Consider the following 14,597-nt stretch of genomic DNA (forward strand, 5'->3'; position numbering starts at 1 on the left):
GCGGGCAGACAAGGAACGTCGCGGTGAATAAGCCATTGGTGGTGGGGATCGGCGGCACGATCGGCGGGCTGTCCTCGACCGAGCGCGCGCTCAGGATCGCGCTGGAGGCAGCGGGCGAGCAGGGGTTCTGCACGCGCCTGTTTGGCGGCGACGCGCTCGCGCGACTGCCGCTCTACGATCCCAAGGCGACCAGCCGGACGGACGAGGAATATTCGTTCGTCGCCGCGGTGCGTCAGGCGTCGGCGGTGATCATCGCCAGCCCTGGCTATCACGGCAGCATCTCGGGCGTGGTCAAGAACGCGCTCGACCTGCTGGAGGAAACCGCACGCGATGCGGAGCGGCCGTACCTCGCCGACGTGCCCGTCGGCCTGATCGCGACCGCCTACGGCTGGCAGGCGACGGGCTCGACGATCGCGGCGCTGCGCTCGATCGTCCACGCGCTGCGCGGCTGGCCCACACCGTTTGCCGCCGCGATCAACAGCCAGGTGACCAAGTTCGACGACGAGGGCGGCGCGAGCGACGCCGCAGTGGTCGAGCAGCTCCGCTTGGTTGGGCGGCAGGTCGCGCGCTTCGCGCCATTGGTGGTGCACGATGCCGCCGCGCTTGCCTGACCGTCGCGAGGCACTCGCGCTGTTGGGGCTCGGCGGTGCCGGCCTCGCGACGGGCGCGTCGGCGCAGCAGGTCGACCTCGGCTTCGCGGGCGGGACGCGCCAGCTTTCGGGCGACTGGCCGCAGAAAGGCAGCATGATTGTGCTGCGCGAGCGCGCGCCGCTGCTCGAGACGCCGCTCTCCGCGATGGATGGCGCGGTGTTCACGCCCAACGACCGCTTCTTCGTCCGCTGGCATTATCAGGACATCCCGACCGCGGTTGATCCCGCCACCTTCCGCCTGCGCGTCGGCGGCGCGGTCCGCCGTCCGCTCGCGCTCTCGCTCGCCGACCTTCGCAAGCTGCCGCGCGTCGAGATTGCGGCAGTGAACCAATGTTCGGGTAACTCGCGCGCCTTGTTCAGCCCCCGCGTGCCCGGCGCGCAATGGGGTGACGGCGCGATCGGCAACGCGCTGTGGAGCGGGGTGCGCCTGCGCGACGTGCTCGACCTCGCCGGCGTCGCGCCCGGTGCGGCGAACGTGCGCGTCTCCGGGCTCGACCGCCCGCCGCCCGGCGCGCCGTGGTTCGCGAAATCGCTCGCTCTCGATCACGCGCGTGACGGCGAGGTGATGATCGCGCTGGCGATGAACGGCGCGCCGCTGCCGATGCTCAACGGCTACCCGATCCGTCTGATCGTGCCGGGCTGGTATTCGACCTATTGGGTCAAGGCGCTCGACCGGATCGAGGTGCTGACCGGTGAGGACGACAATTACTGGATGGCGAAGGCGTACAAGATCCCCGCGACGCCGAACGCGGGCGTGCAGCCGGGCGTGAAGGATTTCCCGACCGTTCCGATCAACCGCATGACGCCGCGCGCCTTCTTCACCAGCGTCGACCGCGCAACCAAGGTGGTGGCGGACGATCCCTTCTACGTCCGCGGGCTCGCAATGGGCGGCGCGAGCGCGGTCGCGCGCGTCGACCTGTCGATGGATGCGGGCAAAACCTGGCACGCAGCAAGGCTCGGCCCCGATCAGGGCAAATACGGCTTTCGGCTATGGGAGGCGACGATCGGCGGACTTCGCCCCGGCGGCTACCGCTTGTGGGCGCGGTGCACCAATGCTGACGGACAGGCGCAGTCGATGGACGCGATCTGGAACCCCGGCGGCTATATGCGCAGCCAGATCGCCTCGGTCGCGGTGACCGCGGCATGAGGGCGCTCGCCATCGCAGGCGTCGCGCTGCTCGCTGCCTGCTCGGCCGAGCCCGACGCTACATCCACCCAGCCGAACGGCGCGCTCCAACCCGTCAGCATCACGCTGCCGGCAGAAATCGCCGCGTTGCCCGCAACCCCGGCGGGCGAGCTCGTCACGCAGCGCTGCACCGCGTGCCATTCCGCCGACATGATCGCGCGCCAGCCGCCGCTGACGGCCGAGAAGTGGCAGGCGACCGTCACCAAGATGCGCGAAGCCTATCACGCGCCGATTTCGCCAGCTGACGAACCCGCGATCGTCGCCGCGCTCGTCACCTTGCAGGGCGCGCCGGCCCGGCGCTGACGCCTAGCGCGCCGGCACGCCGCCCAATTCGCCGCTCGCGCGACCGTGGCGACCATAGACCCACTCGAACAGCGGGCTCGCCATCATCGTCGTGACGATCGCCATCAGCACCAGCATCGCGAACAGCGTCGGTCCGATGATGCCTTTCTGCAGCCCGATATTGATGATGATCAGTTCCATCAGCCCGCGCGAGTTCATCAATGCGCCGATGCCGAGCGCCGTGCGATTGTCCTCGCCTGCCAGCCGCGCCGCCAGATAACACGCGCCGCCCTTCGCCAGGACCGACGCCGCCAGGATCACCAGCGCCACGGCCAGAAGCGCGGGCGAGCTGACCGTGTCCATCCGCGTGTTGAGCCCCGAATAGGTGAAGAACATCGGCAGCAGCAGCACGACGGTCAGCGGCTCGATCTTGCGGCGGATTTCCTCGGTCAGCGTGCCCCGCGGCATCACCACGCCCATGATGAACCCGCCGAAGATCGCGTGAATACCAACCGCGTCCATCAGGAAGGCGGAGGCGCAGAACGCGATCAGCACCACCGCCAGCAACGGCGGCGTCAGCTCTCCGCGGCGCTCCACCGCGCGCGCCAGGGGTGCCAGCAGCCGCGGGCCGGCGAGCAGCACCAGCGCCGCCCAGGCGACCCCGCCACCGATCGCCAGGATCGCGACGCCTGCACCGCCGCCGAACGTCGCCAACACGATCGCGAGCACGCACCACGAACACGCATCGTCGAACGCACCAGCCGTCAGCGACAAGGTGCCGAGCGCCGAGTCCGCCAGCCCGCGCTCGTTGATGATCCGCGCCAGCATCGGAAACGCGGTCAGCGCGATGCACGCGCCCAGGAAGAGCGTCGCGTTGAACTGGCTGATCCCGGCCGCGAACAGCCCCGGCACGCTTAGCAGCCACGGCGTCAGCAGAATCGCGACGCCGAAAGGCGCGGCGATCCCGGCGAGCGACACCACCGAGGCGCTGCGTGCCTTAGACCGGAAATGATCGAGCCTCAGCGTCGTGCCGACCAGGAACATGTAGAGCCCGACGCCGAGCTGCGCGCCGGCGTAGAGGACGTTCTTCGTTTCCTTGGGAAAGATCGCGCCCTGCAATCCCGGCGCGACCAGCCCGAGCAAGGAGGGGCCGAGCACCACACCCGCGATCATCTCGCCCACCACCTGCGGCTGGCCGAGCGCGACGCGCCCGATCCAACCTACCACGCGACAAGCGATCAGGATAACGGCGAGTTGCAGAAAGAAGTGGATTGAGAAATCGCCCGGTGCGTAGCTCGTGCTGCCCGCGACGAGCGGACCGTGCGCGTTCAACACGCCCCCCAGCGTGCGCGTCAAACTATCGAACCAATCCTGCATCGTCACTTTCCCCACCCGATGCGCAACCAACGCCAAACGGCGTCGATTTGCAAGCCATCGTGCGTCGCAAGGCGCGCGCGTGCCGCTCGCGTGAGCTGATAGGTAGCGTGGCTAACCTCCCTCGAACACGTGACTTAATCGGGAACGCTGGGGTTGAACCGTGCTCGCTCGCGGCATGTCCAATCGCGGCGACCGTTAGCGCCTTCACGCAGCGAGACCGAGCAGCAGATTGATCGGTTCTAAGAGATCTCCGCGACGTTCGGCGAAACGCAGTCGAGCCTCAAGGACATCGGCCTGTCACTCTCGGGCAATCTCGCTGCGATCGCGCACGTCTTGGCTCTCGACGAGATCCTGAAGAACACCTTCGCCAAATTCGCGTTCAAGAATTGCGAGGCGGCGAGCTACAGATCGCTCATCACGCTCGCCGACGCGGCAGCTTCGGCAAGGCGACGCCATTGCTCACCACCTTGCTCAACGAGGAACTCTCCATGGCGAGCTGGGTCGACGAACATAATGCGGAACTGACGCTCGCCTACGTTCAGCGCCGCGCCGCGGGCGCTACTGCCAGCCACTGAACCGCCGTCGTTCCCAGCGGTAAGCCACCAATGAAGCCCGGGCTGTACGGCTCCGGGGCGTCGCTATAAGTAGGGCGCGGCGTCGGCGCGCACCACGCTGGTGGCGTCACGCATCCGAACCGGGGGGTCGTTCCAATCCGACAGATCGCTGCCTTGCCGTACCGCATCGATGCCGCGGCAGGTGGTGAGGGCGTGTGCGTGCTGCTCGTCACCTCGCGCGGCACCGGGCGCTGGGTCATCCCCAAGGGCAACATCGGCCCCGGCAGTACCTTGCCCGCCGCCGCTGCGCAGGAGGCGGAGGAGGAAGCCGGCGTGTGCGGCGCACTTTGCCCGGTGCCGCTCGGCGCCTATCGCTATCGCAAGCGGCGCGGCAGTGGCGCATCGCTGATGATTGACGTCGACGTCTTTCCGCTCGCGGTGACGCAGGAACTGCCGACGTGGAAGGAGCAGGGGGAGCGCGAGCGCCGCTGGTTCTCGCTCGCCGAGGCGGCCGAGCGCGTCGACGAACCCGACTTACGCGAACTGATCCGATCGTTCGCGCCGTCGCAGTTCCGCGTTGCAGTGCAACAATCCGGTGCTAGGGCGGCCGCGAATCGGACTTCAAACCAAAAGTGGGGTACAATGTTCGCGTGGTTTCAGCGGCTGCTGCCGAAAACCGGTAATTTCTTCGAGATGTTCGAGGCCCATGCCGCGACCATTCTCGCCGGCGCAGAGGCAACCGCGCGTCTGTTGGAGGGCGGCCCTGCTGCCAAGGAGCACATTCGCAAGATCGTAGAGCGCGAGCACGACGCTGATGCGATCACGCGCGACGTGCTGAAAACGGTGCGTGCGACTTTCCTGACGCCGTTCGATCGCGGCGCGATCACCGCGCTGATCGGCGCGCTCGACGACACGATCGACGAGATGCAGGTCTTCGCCGCCGCCTGCGACCTCTACGAAGTGACCGAGTTCGAGCCCGAGATGCGCGACATGGCCGCGATCATCGTCGACGCCGCGCGCGTCACCGCGGAGGCCATCCCGCTGCTGCGCGACGTCGCGCGCAACGGCGACCGCCTCCACGAACTGACCGAGCGCGTGGTGCGCATCGAGGGTCATGCCGACGAGATCCACGCCGCCGGCCTCAAGCGCTCGTTGCAGAAGCATGGCGCCAGCGACACGCTGCGCTTCGTCGTCGAGCGTGAGCTCTACAAGCATTTGGAGCGCATCGTCGACGCGTTCGAGGATGTCGCCGACGAGGTCGACGGCATCGTCATCGATCACGCCTGACCGACCGGCTGCGCTCAGATGCACGAACTCGCCTTTCCGCTGCTCGTCGGCCTGATCGCCGTCGCGCTCGCCTTCGATTACCTGAACGGGCTGCACGACGCGGCCAATTCGATCGCCACCGTGGTCGCGACGCGGCTATTGTCGCCGGTGAAAGCCGTGCTGTTCGCCGCGGTGTTCAACTTCGCCGCCTATTTCCTGACCATCGCCTTCCCCAGCTTGCACGCGGTGGCAGAAACGATCGGCAAGGGCCTGATCGACAAGGATATCGTCACCCCCGCCGTCATCTTCGGCGCGCTCGGCGGGGCGATGACGTGGAACGTCGTCACCTGGCTGCGCGGCATCCCCTCGTCGAGCAGCCACGCGCTCGTCGGCGGGCTGATCGGCGCGGGTGTCGCCCATGCCGGAATAGGCGGCATTCAATGGGGCGGACTCAACAAGACCGTGCTCGCGATCGTGCTGTCGCCGTTGCTCGGCATGATGCTCGCGATGCTCGTCATGCTGCTGTCGAGCTGGGCGTTCCGCCGCTCGACCTCGGTCCAGGCCGAGCGGAGCTTTCGCGCGCTCCACCTTTTGTCGTCGGCCGCTTACTCGCTCAGCCACGGATTGAACGACGCGCAGAAGACGATGGGGATCATCACCGTGCTGCTCTACTCGACCGGGCGCCTGTCGGGACCGTTCGAGGTGCCGCATTGGGTCGCGATCAGCTGCTACGTCGCGATCGCGCTCGGCACGATGACGGGCGGATGGAAGATCATCGAGACGATGGGTTCGCGCATCACCAAGCTGTCGCAGCACCAAGGGTTCTCCTCCTCGCTCGCGGGATCGATCGTGCTGTTCACCGCCAGTGCGCTCGGCATCCCCGTGTCGACCACGCACACGATCACCGGCGCGATCATCGGTGCGGGCACCGCGCGCCGCGCCTCCGCGGTCCGCTGGGGCGTCGCGCAGAGCGTGGTGATCGCCTGGATCATCACCATCCCTGCCTCGGCGGCAGTGGGCGCGTTGTTCTACGGGCTCACGCGCCTGTTCTGATCGGGCTGTTCTGATCCTTGCCCTGCGCGCCGTCACGCGACATGACGGCGCGCAGGGGAGGACGGGCAGATGGCCGCAGCAACGATCGACGGTGAACAAGCGCCGAGCCACGGTGACATCCGGCTCGTCATCTCCGCCTCCGCGCTCGGCACCGTGTTCGAGTGGTACGATTTCTTCATCTACGGCACGCTCGCCGCCTCGGGGATCATCGGCCGCGCCTTCTTCCCCGCCGGCAATGAGACGGTGCAGACGCTACTCGCCTGGGCGGGCTTCGCGGTCGGCTTCGGCTTCCGTCCCTTGGGCGCCGCGCTGTTCGGCTATCTGGGTGACCGGCTCGGGCGCAAATACACCTTTCTCGTCACCATCACGCTGATGGGCATCGCCACTGCCGGGGTCGGGCTGACCCCGTCCGCCGCCTCGATCGGCTACGCCGCGCCCGAGATTGTGCTGCTCCTGCGGATCGCGCAGGGGCTGGCACTCGGCGGCGAATATGGTGGCGCGGCGATCTACGTCGCCGAACATTCGCCGCCGGGACGCTCGGGCTTCTACACCAGCTTCATCCAGGCAGGCGTCGTCGGCGGGTTCATCCTCAGCCTCGCGGTCATCCTCCTGTTCAAGGCGCTGGTGCCCGGCGCGGCGTGGGAGGCGTGGGGCTGGCGATTGCCGTTCCTGTTCTCGCTCCTGCTGCTCGCGATCTCCTTGTGGATGCGGCTGAAACTATCGGAAAGCCCCGTCTTCCAGCGGATGCGCGCTGCGGGCGAACGCGCGGTCAATCCGTTGAAGGAAAGCTTCACCTATCCCGGCAACATCCGCCGCATGATCGTCGCGCTGTTCGGGATCGCCGCCGGGCTGACCGTGATCTGGTACACCGCGATGTTCACCGTATTGTCGTTCCTGCAGACGACGATGCGCGTCGAGGAAACCACCGCGCAGCTCATCACCGGCTTCGGGGTGCTGATGGGGACGGGCTGGTTCCTGCTGTTCGGCCACGTCAGCGACCGGGTCGGGCGCAAGAAGCCGATCGTCCTCGGCTACGTCCTGACTCTCGCGCTGCTGTTTCCGATCTTTTGGACGATCGGTGCCGCGGCCAATCCCGGCCTCGCCCGCGCGGCGCAAGCGAACCCGGTCGTCGTCGCCGGTGCCGACTGCCGCTACAGTCCGTTCGACAAGCAACAGGCGACCGCGTGCGGCAAGCTGCTCGACGCGCTGTCGAAAAAGGGCGTGCCCTATACCACGCAAGCCGCCGCGCAGACCCGCGTCACGATCGGCGACGCGGTGGTCACCGACACGTCGCCGGCCGGGCTCGACGCGGCACTCGCGCGCGGCGGCTACGATCTCGCCAAGGTGAAGCCGTCGGCGGCCAACATCGCGCTGATCCTGCTCGCGATCCTCGCCATGTCGATGCTGTCGGGGATCACCTACGGCCCTGTCGCGGCCTTGCTGGCCGAGATGTTCCCGCCCGCGATCCGCTACTCGTCGCTTTCGATCCCCTACCATCTCGGCACCGGCTATTTCGGCGGCTTCCTGCCCTTCATCAGCCAGTACATCGTTGCGAAGACCGGCGATCCCTATGCCGGACTCTGGTACACCTGGGGCGTCACGTTGCTGGCGCTGATCGTCACGGTGATCGGGCTCAAGGAAACCCGCCCCACCGACGTGGACGCGCCCGACGCGGTGGCGTGATCGCGCGCGAGGCGGTAGGGGCGCGCGGATGATCAATCCGTGCCGCCCCGACCAGAGATGAACGCGCCACACCGCCTCGCGCTCGACGGCACCGCTTTGAGGGCGAACTGGCAGGCACTCGCGCGTGTGAGCGGCGCCGCGTGCGGTGCGGCGGTGAAGGCCGATGGCTACGGCCTCGGCGCGCACGCGGTCGTCGTGCGATTGCTCGCCGCGGGCTGCCGCGACTTCTTCGTGTCGTCGTGGAACGAGGCGCGGGCGCTCGCCGACATCGACTTGGCGAGTGCAGGCGCGACGCTGTCGGTCCTTCACGGTGTGCGCGACGAGGACATGGCAGCAGCGCGCGAGTTGACGGCGCGACCGGTGCTCAACACGCCCGCGCAGGTGAAGCGCTGGCGTGACGCGGGCGGGCGGCCATGCGACGTGATGGTCGATACGGGCATGAACCGCCTGGGTATCGCCGCCGCCGACATCGCCGCCGGCCTGCTCGACGGGCTCGCGATCGACACGCTGATGAGCCATCTCGCCTGCGCCGACGAGGCGAGCGCGATGAACGAGCGCCAGCGTGACCACTTCGCGGCGCTCTCCGGTCGGACCTGCGCGAAGCGGATGAGCCTCGCCAACTCCGCCGGCATCACGCTCGGCGCCGACTATCATTTCGACCTGACCCGGCCCGGCCTCGCGCTCTACGGCGGCCTGCCGGTCGCTGCGCTCGGCGAGGCGATCCGTCCGGTGGTGCGGATCGAGGCGGAGGTGCTGCAACGCCGCACCGTCGCTATGGGCGAGAGCGTCGGCTACAACGCCACCTGGATCGCGCCCGCCGAAACCGAGGTCGCGATCGTCAACCTGGGCTATGCCGACGGATATTGGCGCGGCTTCTCCGACACCGGCACCGCCTTTGCCGCGGACGTCGCACTGCCGGTGATCGGGCGCGTGTCGATGGACCTGGTCGCGCTCGACGTGAGCCGCGCCGATGTTGCGGAAGGCGATTGGATCGCCTTCGACCCCGATCTGCCGCGCGCCGCCGTTGCCTCGGGCATGAGCCAGTATGAGCTAATCACGGGGCTCGGCCACCGCTTCGATCGCATCTGGCGCGATTAAGCGCGCACGCGCATGCTGCGCAGCATCAACTGTCCCACGCTGCAACGCCGCGGACGTGTTGCAGCGCGGCAGCGGGTACGATAGCCTCGCTCAACAAGCTGAAAAGGCGAGGGCGAGGATGAAGAAACAACGTACCGACGGCACCGTCATCATCAAGAAATACGCCAATCGCCGGCTCTACAATACCGAGAGTTCGTCCTACATCACGCTCGATCACCTCGCCGCGATGACGCGTGCGGGACGCGACTTCAAGGTACTCGACGCGAAGACCGACGAAGACATCACGCACAACGTCCTGACGCAGATCATCATGGAAGAAGAGAGCCGCGGGCAGACGATGCTGCCGGTGCCGTTCCTGCGCCAGTTGATCGCGCTGTACGGCGATTCGATGCAGGCGATGGTGCCGGGTTACCTCGAAGCGTCGATGGACAGCTTCCACCGCAACCAGACCGAGTTCAAGACCGCGGTCGAGGGCGCCTTCGCCGGCTCGCCGTTCGCCGAGATCGCGAAGCGCAACATGGAGATGTTCGAGGCGGCGGCAAACGCGTTCACGCCGCCGGTCGCTCCGGCGGCGGCCGCATCGGGGACGAGCAAGGACAATGAGATTGCCGCGCTGAAGGCCGAACTCGCCAAGTTGCAGGACAAGGTCGACAAATTGGTGCGCTGAACCGTCGCAGAGCAAACCCGGTGGGCGGCGGTGACGCCGCCCACCGGGACCCAGGATTAGCGCGGCTTGACGAAGCGCAGCGTCATGCGGTCGCTCTCCCCGATTGCGGCATAGATCGCGCGATCGGTGTCGCCCAGCGCAAAGGTCGGTGGCAGCGACCACACGCCCTTGGGATGATCGGCCTTGTCCTTCGGGTTCGCGTTGATCTCCGACGTGGCTGCCAGCTTGAACCCCGCGTCCTCCGCCAGGCGGCGCACGGTGGCGACCTTCAGATAGCCGCTATCGCGCTCGCGGGCGGTGTCCGCACTCTCGGGCAAGCGGTGGTCGACGATGCCGAGCGTGCCGCCAGGCTTGAGCATGGTGTACCATGCCTTGAACACGTTGGCCGCCGACGCGCCGCCCGCCATGGTCAGATTGTGCACGTTGCGGAACGTCAGCACGACGTCCTGGCTGTTCGCCGCCACACCCGACGTGCCGGTCGCGGGGTCGAGCGCCGCGACCGTGCCGGTCAGCCCCTTGGTTGCCAGCATCGCGCGCGCGCCGTCCGCAGCCTTCGCCGAGGCGACGAGCGCGGTGTAGCTGCCGCCGCGCGCCGGGATGCGCGCCAGGATCTGGCTGTACCAGCCGCCACCGGGATTATACTCGACCACCTTCTTCGCAGGCGTCACGCCGAAGAAGGCGAGCGTCTCGACCGGGTGGCGATAACGGTCGCGCGCGCGATCGGCCTCGCTGCGCGCCGGATCGGCGACCGCGCGGGTAATCGCGGGATCGGCTTTGGGCGCAGCGGCATGGACGCCGACGGCGAGCGCGAGCGTGACGGGCAGGGCGGCTAGGGTGAAACGGCGCATCGGAACTCCTTTGGTCATGATGTGCAGGCTGGACGAGCGATGGACGTGATACAAGTGGTGAGCACGGCGAGCGACGCGCAGGTGGCGGAAGGCGCCGTCGCCGCATCGTGCGCAGGCGTCGCGATCCTTGCCTCGTTCCGCGAGCGGCGACGCGTCACGCGGCACGACCCCGACGCGGTCGGCTGGGTCGACTGGAACACGGTGCAGATGCTCGCGCTGATCGGGGCGGCGGTGGCGCTGCTGGTGCTCGCCAAGGGTCAGTAAAAATGGGCGAGCGTCAGCCGGCGCTCGGTGCCGTTGCACAAGCGCAGCGTCACGCTGCGGCCCGGCGTGCCCGCACTCCACCGGGCGAGCGGGCTGGTCGGGTATGCGGGCGTGATCGCCGCGCCGTCGACCCGGCAGATCAGATCGCCGTCACGCCACCCCGCCGCGGCCGCTGGCCCGCCGCGCATGACGTGCAGCACCTTCAGCCGATCGTCGGCAACGCCCAGCAACAGCCCGCTGGTCGATCGCAGCGGCGGCTGGTCCGCGCCCGCATTCGCGCTGAGCAGCATCTGCCCTGCGGTGGGATCGAGCAGCACGCGGTAATTCTGCAGGAACCCCGAGCCGATCCGTCCCGCGACGCCGATCGCGTCGGAGAAGCCGCCGCTCGCCTCGACGCGCACCTCGACGTTGCGCGCGATCGTGCGGCCGACGACCAGTTGCGGCACGATCGCGACTTCGCTGACGACTGGGCCGGCGAGCCCGAACGACACGGTGGTGGTAGTCGCGCGGCTCGGCATCCGTGCGGTGGCCCAGCCCGCGGTGCTGAGCGTGATCGCCGATCCATCGCCGGTGTCGACCACCATCGGCCTGAGCTCCGCACCGCCCAACACCACCGAGCTGACGTACACCAACCGGTCGGGCGCGATCGTCAGTGGCGACGATGTGCCCGTGAATGGCACGCGGCCCGACCGCAGAAAGCGGAAGCGGCGCTGCACGTAATCGATGTCGAGCGCGTAATCGGCGGTCAGGTCACGCCCGACCAGCAGGTCAACCGCGGTCGCGCTGCCGGTCGCGGTAGCAGGCAGGTCGGCAACCGCGAGCCCGCCACCCTCACGGCGCAAGCCGCCGATCGCGAGCGCGCGCGTTTTGACCCAGCCGACCGGCACCGATCCGCCGATCACGTCGGCCTTGGCCTGCCCACGGACGTGCAGGCGGTTCGCCTCGGTGTAACGCCGCGCGAGCACCGAATAGCTGACACCGGTATCGAGGATCGCGGACACCGGGCGACCCTCCAGCGACATCACGAAGCGGATTTGGTTGCCCGGCGTGAACTCGAAGGGAATCCAGCGCTCCTCGTGATCCGCCGACAAAGCCTGCGTGCCCGCGGGCAGCGTCGAGGCCGGTGTGGTTGGGGGGGCGGCAGCGACGAGCAGGGCGAGGAACAGCGACACACCGTTGCTGTAGCGCGACGAAGCGACGTGCGACACGGCTCTTTCGCACCATGCCCCTACCGCTGTCGCTACGAAGCGTTGCTCATCGTCGCTGCTTTACAGGCAGGCTTCCAGATACGCCTGGTCGAACCCGAACTGCTTGGCCTTGTCGATCGTGTACGGGCGCAAACCCATCGCGCGATACTCGCCGATGATCTTGCCGTCGGCGCTCTCGTCGAGATACTCGAACTTGAACAGTTCCTGCGTCACGATCACCGGGCCTTCCATCCCGATCACCTCGGTGATGTTGGTGACGCGGCGGCTGCCATCGCGCAGGCGCTTGACCTGGATAATCATGTCGACCGAGTCCGCGATTTGTCGGCTGATCGCTTCCTTCGGCACCTTGATGTCGGACATCATCACCATGTTCTCCATACGCGCCAGCGCCTCGCGCGGGGAGTTGGAGTGGAGCGTACACATCGATCCGTCGTGGCCGGTGTTCATCGCCGCGAGCATGTCGAAACACTCGGACCCACGAATTTCGCCCAGGATGATGCGATCGGGACGCATACGCAGCGCGTTTTTCACGAGATCGCGGATGCTGATCTCGCCCTGACCCTCAAGGTTCGCCGGCCGCGTCTCCAGCGGCAGCCAGTGCGGCTGCTGCAGGCGAAGCTCCGCCGCGTCCTCGATCGTCAGCACGCGCTCGCCTGGATCGATCATCTTGGATAGCGCATTCAGCATCGTCGTCTTGCCCGAGCCGGTACCGCCCGAGATGACGACGTTGAACCGGCACGCGCCCGCGATCTTCAATGCCGTCGCCATCTTCGGCGACATGCTGCCGAACCCGGCCATCATGTCGAGCGTGATCGGTTTCGCCGAGAACTTGCGGATCGAGATCGCAGTGCCCTTGAGGCTCAGCGGCGGCACGATCACGTTGACGCGGCTACCGTCCTTCAGGCGTGCGTCGGCGAGCGGCGTCGTCTGGTCGACGCGGCGGCCGACCGAGTTGCAGATGCGCTGCGCGATCTGGAACAGGTGCTCCTCGTCGCGGAACTGGATCTGCGCGAGCTCCAGCTTGCCCTTGCGCTCGACGAAGGTCTGGTCGGGGCCGTTGACCATGATGTCGCTGATGTCGGCGTCGGCGAGCAGCTCCTCGAGCGGCCCCAGGCCCAGCAACTCGTCGACCAGCACCTTTTCCAGCGCGAACTGCTCGCGCCGGTTGAGCGTTAGGCGCAGCTCGGCCAGCACCTCGCCGATGATTGGCCGGAATTCCTCGGCCAGCTCGTCCTTGCCCAGCGTCGCCGCGGCCTCGGGATCGACGCGTTCGAGCAGGCGGGGCAGCACCTGTTCCTTGATGCGGTGGATCGACGCCTCGAACCCTTCGACGCGGCTCGATCCCGATTCCGCCGACGCGGCCTGACGATCGGCGAGCCGCTGCATCGCGTCGAGCTGCGACGCCGGCGTCAGCGAATCCTCGGCTGGCAGCGCCAGCGTGTCGAGCGCGGGGAACTGCTCGCCGGCGGGCTCCGGCTTCTGGAAACCACCGCCCTGCATCGGCCGCGCGACGCCGAAGCCGGGCCGCGCACCTGCGCCACCGATACCATTACGACGCCCGAACGCGTTCATTCACCACGATCCTTACGGTTCTTCGGACATTGGCCTAGCGCGGCAAGGCTTGCGATTTGCCTAATAGGATGTTCGGCCTAGCGGCGACGCGATTGGGAAAATGCCGAGGCCGGATGGAATAGCGTCGCGGGATCATCTCCCGTTCATCATCGTTTCACCCGGTCACGCGTGCCCGGTTGTCAACGCGGGGGTGTGATGCTACGCGCCCGGCAACCCTTGCGAGGTGCCCTTGCGTGCGCCATCCGTTCGCTCGGGGAAAAATCCTCGGCGACCAGCACCTTTGGTTGCGGACACTATTAGGCAAGGAATTCGGATCGCGTGGATAGTTCCAGCGGCACACATGGTAGCAGCATCCAGGCGAGCCTGGGCGGACGCTACGCCACCGCTTTGTTCGATCTCGCGGTCGATGCGCGCCAGGTGAACGAGGTCGAGCAGAGCCTGTCGCGCGTGCGCGACGCGCTCGACCAGTCGGCGGACTTCCGCACGCTGACTTCCTCGCCGCTGGTGGCGCGCGGAGAGGCGGCCAAGGCCGTGCTCGCGACCGCCGACCAGCTCGGCGTCGACCAGACCACCAAGAACTTCCTCGGCGTGCTTGCCGAGAACCGCCGTCTGGGCGAGCTGCCCGCGATCATCCGCGCCTTCCGGCAGCTCGCCGCGCGCCACCGCGGCGAGACGACCGCCGAGGTGACCAGCGCGCACCCGCTGTCCGATGATCAGGTGTCCGAATTGAAGCAGCAGCTGCGCACCCGCGTCGGCCGTGAGGTGTCGGTCGACCTGTCGGTCGATCCCGATCTGCTCGGCGGCCTCGTGGTCCGCATCGGCTCCCAGATGATCGATTCGTCGATCCGCACCCGTTTGAATGCGCTCGCCAGCGCGATGAAAGGCTGAGT

General features: G+C 67.6%; 14 protein-coding genes and 1 pseudogene. 11 read left to right on the forward strand and 4 right to left on the reverse strand.

Annotation, left to right across the window (positions count from 1 at the left end):
• The first annotated feature begins 23 nt into the window (after window positions 1-23).
• From HRV97_RS07030 to HRV97_RS07040, 3 genes are read left to right on the forward strand one after another with little or no spacing between them, the layout of a single operon-like run.
• Window positions 24-611, forward strand: a complete 588-nt coding sequence (locus HRV97_RS07030; protein ID WP_174193342.1) for an NAD(P)H-dependent oxidoreductase — start codon at window positions 24-26, stop codon at window positions 609-611.
• Complete coding sequence (locus tag HRV97_RS07035) at window positions 592-1,797, forward strand: molybdopterin-dependent oxidoreductase (protein WP_174193344.1); 1,206 nt, start codon at window positions 592-594, stop codon at window positions 1,795-1,797. Before HRV97_RS07030 ends, HRV97_RS07035 begins: the two co-directional genes overlap by 20 nt.
• Complete coding sequence (locus tag HRV97_RS07040; RefSeq protein WP_174193346.1) at window positions 1,794-2,138, forward strand: cytochrome C nitrite reductase; 345 nt, start codon at window positions 1,794-1,796, stop codon at window positions 2,136-2,138. The genes HRV97_RS07035 and HRV97_RS07040 overlap by 4 nt, the downstream gene beginning before the upstream one ends.
• A 3-nt stretch (window positions 2,139-2,141) precedes the next feature.
• Here the strand turns inward: HRV97_RS07040 and HRV97_RS07045 are convergent, their stop codons facing one another.
• The gene (locus HRV97_RS07045) at window positions 2,142-3,494 is read right to left on the reverse strand and encodes a cation:proton antiporter (RefSeq protein WP_174193348.1); all 1,353 of its coding nucleotides are present in this window, start codon (window positions 3,492-3,494) and stop codon (window positions 2,142-2,144) included.
• Between the two features lie 294 nt (window positions 3,495-3,788).
• On the opposite strand from HRV97_RS07045, the pseudogene HRV97_RS17900 reads away from it, so the two are divergent.
• The 6 genes and pseudogenes from HRV97_RS17900 to phaR form a co-directional block, all read left to right on the forward strand.
• Window positions 3,789-3,872, forward strand: a pseudogene (locus HRV97_RS17900) (hypothetical protein); the annotation flags it as partial.
• A gap of 350 nt (window positions 3,873-4,222) precedes the next feature.
• The gene (locus HRV97_RS07055; protein WP_223176652.1) at window positions 4,223-5,335 is read left to right on the forward strand and encodes a DUF47 family protein; all 1,113 of its coding nucleotides are present in this window, start codon (window positions 4,223-4,225) and stop codon (window positions 5,333-5,335) included.
• Between the two features lie 18 nt (window positions 5,336-5,353).
• On the forward strand, window positions 5,354-6,367 hold the full coding sequence (locus HRV97_RS07060) for an inorganic phosphate transporter (RefSeq protein ID WP_174193357.1): 1,014 nt from the start codon (window positions 5,354-5,356) through the stop codon (window positions 6,365-6,367).
• A gap of 69 nt (window positions 6,368-6,436) precedes the next feature.
• A complete protein-coding gene (locus HRV97_RS07065; RefSeq protein WP_174193360.1) occupies window positions 6,437-8,050 on the forward strand; it encodes an MFS transporter in 1,614 nt (537 codons plus the stop codon).
• A gap of 57 nt (window positions 8,051-8,107) precedes the next feature.
• Window positions 8,108-9,148, forward strand: a complete 1,041-nt coding sequence (locus HRV97_RS07070; protein ID WP_174193362.1) for an alanine racemase — start codon at window positions 8,108-8,110, stop codon at window positions 9,146-9,148.
• A gap of 118 nt (window positions 9,149-9,266) precedes the next feature.
• Window positions 9,267-9,815, forward strand: a complete 549-nt coding sequence (gene phaR / locus HRV97_RS07075; protein ID WP_174193364.1) for a polyhydroxyalkanoate synthesis repressor PhaR — start codon at window positions 9,267-9,269, stop codon at window positions 9,813-9,815.
• A 56-nt stretch (window positions 9,816-9,871) separates the two neighbouring features.
• Here phaR and HRV97_RS07080 read toward each other — a convergent pair whose 3' ends face one another.
• Window positions 9,872-10,663, reverse strand: a complete 792-nt coding sequence (locus HRV97_RS07080) for a class I SAM-dependent methyltransferase (RefSeq protein WP_174193366.1) — start codon at window positions 10,661-10,663, stop codon at window positions 9,872-9,874.
• A 45-nt stretch (window positions 10,664-10,708) separates the two neighbouring features.
• On the opposite strand from HRV97_RS07080, the gene HRV97_RS07085 reads away from it, so the two are divergent.
• The gene (locus HRV97_RS07085; RefSeq protein WP_246248583.1) at window positions 10,709-10,927 is read left to right on the forward strand and encodes a hypothetical protein; all 219 of its coding nucleotides are present in this window, start codon (window positions 10,709-10,711) and stop codon (window positions 10,925-10,927) included.
• Here the strand turns inward: HRV97_RS07085 and HRV97_RS07090 are convergent.
• Window positions 10,921-12,135, reverse strand: a complete 1,215-nt coding sequence (locus HRV97_RS07090; RefSeq protein WP_343044455.1) for an aspartyl protease family protein — start codon at window positions 12,133-12,135, stop codon at window positions 10,921-10,923. The two genes, HRV97_RS07085 and HRV97_RS07090, sit on opposite strands and share 7 nt — an antisense overlap.
• A gap of 60 nt (window positions 12,136-12,195) precedes the next feature.
• A complete protein-coding gene (locus tag HRV97_RS07095; protein WP_174193368.1) occupies window positions 12,196-13,707 on the reverse strand; it encodes a TadA family conjugal transfer-associated ATPase in 1,512 nt (503 codons plus the stop codon).
• A 318-nt stretch (window positions 13,708-14,025) separates the two neighbouring features.
• Here HRV97_RS07095 and HRV97_RS07100 point away from each other — a divergent pair, with 318 nt between their 5' ends.
• Entirely contained in the window at window positions 14,026-14,595 is a 570-nt protein-coding gene (locus HRV97_RS07100; RefSeq protein ID WP_343044456.1) for a F0F1 ATP synthase subunit delta, read from the forward strand.
• Window positions 14,596-14,597: the final 2 nt, after the last annotated feature.

This window comes from Sphingomonas hominis, from assembly GCF_013328205.1.
Classification (GTDB): domain Bacteria; phylum Pseudomonadota; class Alphaproteobacteria; order Sphingomonadales; family Sphingomonadaceae; genus Sphingomonas; species Sphingomonas hominis.

Bases quoted from the DNA above. Each gene is read 5' to 3' on its own strand.
- HRV97_RS07040 (WP_174193346.1), top strand. From the start codon at position 1,794: ATGAGGGCGCTCGCCATCGCAGGCGTCGCGCTGCTCGCTGCCTGCTCG.
- HRV97_RS07060 (WP_174193357.1), top strand. From the start codon at position 5,354: ATGCACGAACTCGCCTTTCCGCTGCTCGTCGGCCTGATCGCCGTCGCG.
- HRV97_RS07035 (WP_174193344.1), top strand. From the start codon at position 592: ATGCCGCCGCGCTTGCCTGACCGTCGCGAGGCACTCGCGCTGTTGGGG.
- phaR (WP_174193364.1), top strand. From the start codon at position 9,267: ATGAAGAAACAACGTACCGACGGCACCGTCATCATCAAGAAATACGCC.
- HRV97_RS07045 (WP_174193348.1), bottom strand. From the start codon at position 3,494: ATGCAGGATTGGTTCGATAGTTTGACGCGCACGCTGGGGGGCGTGTTG.
- HRV97_RS07070 (WP_174193362.1), top strand. From the start codon at position 8,108: ATGAACGCGCCACACCGCCTCGCGCTCGACGGCACCGCTTTGAGGGCG.
- HRV97_RS07080 (WP_174193366.1), bottom strand. From the start codon at position 10,663: ATGCGCCGTTTCACCCTAGCCGCCCTGCCCGTCACGCTCGCGCTCGCC.
- HRV97_RS07095 (WP_174193368.1), bottom strand. From the start codon at position 13,707: ATGAACGCGTTCGGGCGTCGTAATGGTATCGGTGGCGCAGGTGCGCGG.
- HRV97_RS07065 (WP_174193360.1), top strand. From the start codon at position 6,437: ATGGCCGCAGCAACGATCGACGGTGAACAAGCGCCGAGCCACGGTGAC.